Genomic DNA, 8,276 nt, shown 5'->3' on the forward strand with positions numbered 1-8,276 from the left:
ATCTTCCTATTTCTTGTTATTTAAGTCTTGTAAACGCTCCTTTGCGGTCTTAATGACGCCATCTTCCTGATTTTCGTAGTTGTCGATGATACTTTCCAACGTCGCCTTTGCCTGAAAGTCATCCCCTTTAGCCGCATAGGCATCGGCCATTAAGATAAAGCCCTTTGCCACCCAATAATCATGTGATGAAAAAGAATTCGAGATATCCATCGCCGATTCGATCGTTTTATCGTACTGTTTCGCTTTGAACTGCTGCTCAGCTACAAGATATCGGGATTCAGCTCCCGTAACGGTTTTGCTTTTCAATGCCGCCAGATTGAGCTCCTTCGTTGCCTCCGCCGGCTTGTTCGTTGCCAGATAGACCTTCGCCGCATACAAGTGCGCACGGGCGATTTCCTCTTCCGACGATTTTTCGTAATTCTTCACCAGATTGACATAGTTCAATGTCTCCGTATAATTACCGATATTGAAATAGCTCGTCAACAAGTTATTGATTGCCCAACCATAGTTCGACTTATACTCTGAGGTCAGCTCCAATTTCTTCAAGACCTGGACAGCTTCATTATACGCCTCATTCCGCAGGTGCAATTTAGACACACTCACTAACGTACGTTCCGTGTATTCACTGGTCCAGTCGTTCATGATAATGCTATAATCATGCAAAGCTTCCTCGTCTTTACCAAGAGCCGCGTTACCTTCCGCACGGATAAATCGGGCGAATTTCTCCTGGATAGGTTTAGGGAACTTATCAAAATAAGCATTTACCGCCTCTACAGCACCCTGCCAGTTACCACGCTCAAACAGGTTACGCGCTACGGAGAATGTATATGCGTCTTGTTCTGCTGTCGTTAGGTTACCAATATTGGTGGATGTCGCATATTTGATATAGCCAGTCGCATCATTATTATCCAGATAGATATTTTCGATCGAGCGGATAGCCTGTTTCGCTTCATCCGTTGTCGCATATTGATCCACCACCCGTTGGAAAGTCGCCAACGCTTCCTTATCATTTCCCTGATTGTATTGTACCAGACCAATGGTCAACAGTGCCCGTGGCACGTACGAACTTCTGGGATAGGCCTCCACCATGGTTTGCAATCCCGTAATGGCCTTATCATATTGATCGGTTAAGAAGTACGTATAAGGCACTTCAAAAGCCACGTCATCTGCATAATTGGATTTCGGAAATTGTGCCACAACCGAACTCAATGTTGCGATTTTAGCGTCGGTATTACCCTGCAATCCTTGTATGATCCCACGTTGGAAAAGTGCATAATCCTGACTCTGCGCCTTTGAACTGATCAGACGGTCATAATACGATAGTGCCCGTGAATAGTTTTTTAATGCAAAATACGAGTCCGCCAGCCTTGCAATGGCGTCATTACGTGTATTTTGATCAATACCCACATTCGCTCCGCCCGACAAAAACCGTTGGAAATAGTTGGCCGCCGTGTTGTAGCTATCGTTCCGAAACGCAGCATACGCTAAGGCATAGTTGGCATAATGGTATACATCCGTCTGCTTCGCCACCGGCAGCTGCAGGAATTTATTGAAGTTGATGACCGCTTCTTTATACTTACGTACCTCATACATCGCCTCAGCCTTCCAATAGGTCGCCAGTGCATATATCTCCTGATCATATCTATTCTTCTCCGATCGCATAAACATGGAGATCGCATTCTCAAAGGCGCGTTCGTTATAATACTCCAGTCCCCGGTAATAAGTAACCTTTTGATAGGCTGCTTTAGCTTCCTGTGTCGTGAGATCGATAGACTCCAATACGTCTACGGCAGCCCGATAATTCTTTGTACTCAACAATACCTCGGCTAATAGCGTCTTGGCCTCTTCCTTTCGCGATTGCGGATACGTAGCGATATATTCCTGCACCGCCCCTAATGCCACCTGATGGAAGTCCAGCTCAAAGGAAAGTTTGGCGTAGTTAAACAACCCTTCTTCCTGAAGCTGGGGATCAAAGTCCAATTTCGAGGCTCTGAAAAAGGCGTTCCGTGCCGATGATTTGTTGTCGGTTTTTAGGAAAGCATCTCCCAAGGTGATCATGGCACTCTGGTAGTATTCATCCGGTTCGGTCATCTTTTCCAATTCGACGATCGCTTTTTCATAATCACCCAATTTGTAGGCGATATAACCGATTTGATAACTATCCTGATTGTTCTGTGTCTTTCCTTGATCCTGTGCCTGGAATTTATCGTAGTATTCTTTTGATTTCGCCAGATCGCCTTTGATAAAATAAGTCGCCCCGACAATCCGGAACATCTCGGTCTCGTGCTCCTGCTTGGTCGTTTGCAAAATTGGCAAAGCATAATTCAACACGTCATCGTAACGCTTGTCCAAGAAATAGAGTGCCGTGATGTAATAGGGATAGCTATTTTCGAATGTCTTAGAACCTTGTAGACGTTCGAACTCATTCAGTGCCGTTTTATATTCCGCATCGAGGTAACATAAGTAAGCGTAATAATAAATAGAGGCTTCCTGATAGCGACTTTTTTCGTCTTTTAAACGCTCAAACAGCGGTTTGGCTGCCGTATAGTTATCGGTGACAAACTGCGCATATCCTAATTTGAAACGGTATTCGATATTCTCTGCACCGGCTAGGTTTTTTGAATCGATTTTGGAAAACCATTCGATTGCTTTGACATAATCCTTCTTCGCATAATACGAGCGTCCCATCTGAAAATAAGCCGCTTTGGAATTGGCACTGACAGGATAATCCCGGATGTATTTTAAAATCTGACTTTCGGCATCACTTTCTTGCAGCTCCAGTGCACATACGGCTTGATAGAAACGAACAGACTCTTTAATCAAAGACAGCTCTTCTGTTTCATCCAATTGCAACGTTGATTTTATCCGTAACTCCTCCACCTTATCAAACTGTTTGGCGGCGGAACTGAACTTTCCTCTTTCAAATAATTCCTGTCCTGTCTTATAAGCTCTGTTGATCTCCTGCCAAGCGGTCTGCTGCCCAATAGCCGGAATAGACAACAAACTCAAAGCAACCCCTAATCCATAAATCTTTTTGCGTATCATGAAATGTAAAAAATCTTGTAAATCGGACACTACATACTTCAGTTTACTAAATTAAGGCATCAATAGCAAGTTTTCCTCAAAAGTTCTTAACATCTGTTAGTAAATCCATATTATAACGAATTTATTACCCAAAAAATATGCCTGACAGCGGGAGGTCAAGCAGGTTTCACATTTATTAACGTTTGGGCGTAATGCGTTGGACAGAGTCTCCTCGGTATCCAGTCATTTAATATCATATATCTCTTTACTTTTTCGCTATTTTACCCCCTCTGCCCTGCTAACAGATACAGCACCGCCATACGAACGGCAACGCCATTCTCCACCTGATCTAAAATAATGGAATGTTTACTATCGGCCACATCCGAGGTAATTTCCACACCTCTATTGATAGGTCCAGGATGCATAATCGTAATCTCTTTATCTAACGAATCGAGGATTTCTTTATTCAACCCGTAGAGCATGGTATATTCGCGTAGGGATGGGAAGTACGCGATATCCTGACGTTCCAACTGGATACGCAACATATTTGCGACATCACACCACTCAAGTGCCTTCCGTAGATTGTGCTCGACACGTACGCCCAGCGAACCGATATATTTAGGAATAAGTGTCGTGGGACCGCATACCATCACCTCGGCACCTTGCTTTTGCAGGCAGAGTATATTGGATAGGGCCACGCGGGAATGGAGAATATCACCAATGATGGCAACCTTCCGCCCGGCAACATCACCATACCGTTCGCGAATGGAAAAAGAATCTAAAAGCGCTTGGGTAGGGTGCTCATGTGCCCCATCACCGGCATTGACGATCTGTGCATCGACATGCCTGCTGAGGAAAACACCTGCTCCGGCATAGGGGTGACGCATGACAATCATATCCACTTTCATCGCCAGAATATTGTTGACGGTATCGATCAGCGTTTCACCTTTGCTGACCGAAGAGGACGAAGCGGCAAAATTAATGATATCGGCCGATAGTCTTTTCTCGGCTAACTCGAAGGATAGCCGTGTACGGGTCGAGTTTTCAAAAAACACATTGGCGATGGTAATATCCCGCAAAGACGGCACTTTTTTTATCGGCCTATTGAGTACATCTTTAAAATTCTGTGCGGTATCGAGGATGAGTTGAATATCATTTTCGTTGAGGTCTTTTATACCTAAAAGATGTCGAGTTCCTAACTGCTCCGTAACTGTTGACATTATTTCGAAGTTTTTATGTACATCAAATGTGTTATTTGGGTTCGGTAATCAAGACGATACTGTCTTCATTATCGACTTCTTCCCAGCTTACAATGACTTTTTGCGAGTCGATCGAATCGACCTGAATACCGATGTAATCGGGCTGGATAGGAATTTGTCTCGAAAAACGTCTGTCGACAAGTACCAATAATTCTATTCTTTGCGCTCTTCCGAAGGCTTGAATAGCATCCATAGCGGAACGGATCGTCCGTCCGGTCCAGAGAACATCATCTATCAGAATAACGACCTTGTCCTCAACAATAAAATCAATCTGTGTGCTATTGGCAAGAATAGGGGAAGTGCCTTTCATCCGGAAATCATCCCGATAAAATGTGATATCCAGAATGCCTGCCTCAACCTTTTGACCCGTCATTTCCTGCAGCTCCTTGGCAATACGTTGTGCCAGGAAGGTACCCCGCGGCTGGATACCGATCAATACTGCATTTTCAAAATCACCATGATTTTCAATGAGTTGTTGGCACAACCGTCGGATTGTAATCTGAAACTTAGGACCGTCTAGCAAAATCGATTGTTTCATGATGGGAATGTTTAGGCAAACCTACTATTTTTTTGGGAAAAATGGTATTAAAAATGCTCCTTACTGCTGCATCATAAAACTGAACTCATTAACCAATTTCTCCAGTTCGGGTTTCAACTCTGCATCATTATACGTATTCGCTACTTGTTGCAACCTAATCAAACCCGATAAGCCCATACGGATATTACGCACCTCCTGATTGGATTTTGTCTGTGCTACAGCCATGTAATACCGTAAGTTCTCCCCGATGAATTTAGCATGTCGCCGTATGATCTCTTGTGCTTTTTCCTTTTCACCGACCTGATACATGGCATCAAGTAGTATCGTATAACTCATCGGTTCCGACATCTGATAGGTCTTTTTCGGCATATTCTCATAGGCATTCAACACCACCTTATGTGCGTCTTCTTTCCGACCGTCTTCAAGCAATGCCTGAGCTGTCTCGCCGAATATCGAACTCACATATAAGCTGATGTACCTGTATGAATCCGGATCCAGATACTTCGCCTTACTGATATTCCCCCATTGATACTTATTGATAATTGAATTATAGATAGCTTCTGTATTGGCTATGCCGCCGTATTCTTCAGGCTTCAATCCTGTCTCTACAGGCATTAAGCGCATAGCAAAACCTTCAGAAACGAGGTATTTACCCAATCCCATATTATTTTCGTCAGGTGTCGTTGTTGTAAAATAAACAGGTCTTTTCCAATTGTTGTTGACCAATATCGCCAACATCGACAGTTCAGCACGGCTAACGTAGTTTAACGAGTAATCCCATTGCATGGTATCGACAATCGAATCGGTCCATTCCTCGGGCACCACATGGTTCGCCATGACCGCGTCTCTATCCACTGGCAGCTGGAATTTCTTCGTAGGTAGTAAATTCACATACTCCCCACTCTGCAACTGCGCCATATTTTGCTGATTATCCGACAACATGATGGTCAACAAATCACTGATATTTACGTAGCCTGGAATCTGCATATCCTGATAATAAATCACATCACGCACCCCATCCTTGAATTTTTCGGGATCGATATTAATGGGCAATGCATCGGCGTCATTCACTTTTTCCAACATCTGCCGCATATACCAATCGGAAGAAAGTAGGCTCAAGTTCACGACCCGCACATCCGTGCGGAAGCCTTCCACCTCTTGTACGTACCACAACGGATAGGTATCATTGTCTCCATAGCTGAATAATATGGCGTTCGGCTCACAGGATTCCAAGTAGTTCTTCGCCATATCACGGGCCAGGAGCTTTTCCGAGCGATCATGGTCATCCCAGTTTTGGGATGCCAACAATACCGGTGCAGCTAAAATTCCAATACCGGTAGCGGTTAAACCTGCTACTTTTGCACTCAATTTTTTCTTGAAGAACTCTTTGAGCGCCAATACACCCAACCCTATCCAGATGGAAAAGGCATAAAAAGAACCGGCGTAAGCATAATCCCGCTCTCTCGGCTGCAAAGGTGTTTGATTCAGGTAAAGCACAATCGCTAGCCCTGTAAAGAAAAACAGCAGGAAGACCACCAAAGCATCTTTTTGCCGCTTTCCAAAATGCCAATAAGCGCCGAATAAGCCTAATAACAACGGTAGGAAAAAATACGTGTTGCGAGAAGGATTTTCCTTTTCTGAATCGGGCAGATCGTATTGCCCACCTACCAACATATTATCAATAGGTTTTATACCCGATATCCAATTACCTTCCGTCAGCGAACCTTGGCCTTGTACATCATTCTGGCGCCCCACAAAGTTCCACATAAAATACCGTGCATACATGTGTCCGATCTGGTAACCAAAAAAGAATTTTAAGTTGTCCGCAAACGTTGGCTTCTCATTTTCACCGAGCCCCAGATACTCTCTGTAAAAACGAGGATGACCTCCTTTTTCGCTATGTATCCGAGGAAATATGGTCTCTCGGTCGTATGTATATGCCGTTTTATTCTTGGCAACAACATATTTATCCTTATCCTTGCGATACACTTTTCCCGCATCAGAATAATCTGTGGGGCGAGCATCAAAATACTTACCTTTAAACAGCGGTTCATCACCGTACTGTTCGCGGTTCAGATAGCTCAAGAAGGTAAATGCATTATCAGGGTCACTGTTATTTAATGTAGGATTAGCTTTTGCACGAACCAGGATCATTACAAACGAGCTATAACCGAAAATGATGAAACCCAACGAAATCAAGGCTATGTTTAGAATAGGCTTGACTTTTTTTATGGAATACCAAATACCATACACCAATCCTCCCACAACCAATAGCACAAAGAATGTCACACCGGTACCAAAACCTAAGCCGAGTGTGTTGACAAAAAACAGATCCGTATAGGCTGCAAATTTGATCAGGTATTGGATTACACCCCATAAAATTAGGCCCAACACCACCACACCGATCAACAGGGCTTTAATTGCTCCTTTTGTTGTCGCCTGGCTCGTCCGTCGAAAGTAGATAAGCAACGCTATAGCCGGGATCACCAGCAAATTCAAAAGGTGCACCCCTATGGAAAGTCCCATCACATAAGCAATAAGAACCAGCCATTTGTCAGCGTGGGGCTCATCAGCCCGGGCTTCCCACTTCAAAATAGCCCAGAAAACGACTGCCGTACATAAGGAGGACATGGCATAGACTTCCGACTCGACCGCCGAAAACCAAAATGTATCGGTAAATGCATAGGCTAATGCCCCAACAAGGCCAGCGCCTATAACACTAATCACCTGATTATCGGTTATACGTGAAGCCAGATCGGCTTTTCCGACAAATATTTTCCGGCCCAATGCTGTAATTGACCAAAACAAGAACATAATTGTCAGCCCTGAACTCACCGCAGAGCCTATATTCATCCAGAAAGCAAGTTGCGTCCGATCCCCTAAAGCCAGGTTGGAAAACACATTTTGAATCATTAAAAATAAAGGTGCGCCCGGCTGGTGAACGATCTGCATCTTATAAGCCGACGCTATAAATTCCCCGCAATCCCACCAACTGGTTGTCCGTTCTGCCGTAAGGACATATACTGTCGTCGCTATAATCGCACAAAGCCAGCCTAACAAATTATTAATCTTGTTGTAGTTCATATCAAAATCTCGAATTAATCCTTATTCATTAAACGGACTTTTCTATGTATCCGTATAATCAAATAAAGTCGCTTCGAAAATAAGGAATACATTGTTAGAAATGAATATTTAATTGATATTTTATTGGCATGAAAATCAGCACAAAGCAAAAAAACCGATATTTTTATTTGTATAATCCGAAAACAGCCGTATATTTGCATCGTCAAATTAAGCGCAGCTGTTTTTGACAAAGAATGTCCCATAGTATAAGGGTAGTACAAGTGATTTTGGTTCATTTAGTCTTGGTTCGAATCCAGGTGGGACAACAACAAAAAGAGAGTAAAATTACTCTCTTTTTGTTTTTTATAGCTATCTCACGTCTTTTTAAAAAT

At 43.5% G+C, this 8,276-nt stretch carries 4 protein-coding genes; all 4 read right to left on the reverse strand.

Annotated elements, in window-relative coordinates; translation table 11 throughout:
• Positions 1-6 precede the first annotated feature (6 nt).
• Positions 7-3,045, reverse strand: a complete 3,039-nt coding sequence (locus G5B30_RS17005) for a tetratricopeptide repeat protein (protein ID WP_165321211.1) — start codon at positions 3,043-3,045, stop codon at positions 7-9.
• 260 nt (positions 3,046-3,305) lie between these two features.
• On the reverse strand, positions 3,306-4,244 hold the full coding sequence (locus tag G5B30_RS17010) for an aspartate carbamoyltransferase catalytic subunit (protein WP_165321212.1): 939 nt from the start codon (positions 4,242-4,244) through the stop codon (positions 3,306-3,308).
• A gap of 31 nt (positions 4,245-4,275) precedes the next feature.
• Positions 4,276-4,821, reverse strand: a complete 546-nt coding sequence (pyrR, locus tag G5B30_RS17015; RefSeq protein WP_165321213.1) for a bifunctional pyr operon transcriptional regulator/uracil phosphoribosyltransferase PyrR — start codon at positions 4,819-4,821, stop codon at positions 4,276-4,278.
• Positions 4,822-4,881: 60 nt separating this feature from the next.
• Positions 4,882-7,905: a DUF2723 domain-containing protein gene (locus G5B30_RS17020; RefSeq protein WP_165321214.1), complete on the reverse strand. Its 3,024-nt coding sequence runs from the start codon at positions 7,903-7,905 to the stop codon at positions 4,882-4,884.
• Positions 7,906-8,276 lie beyond the last annotated feature (371 nt).

This window comes from Sphingobacterium sp. SGG-5, from assembly GCF_011043525.1.
Classification (GTDB): Bacteria; Bacteroidota; Bacteroidia; order Sphingobacteriales; family Sphingobacteriaceae; genus Sphingobacterium.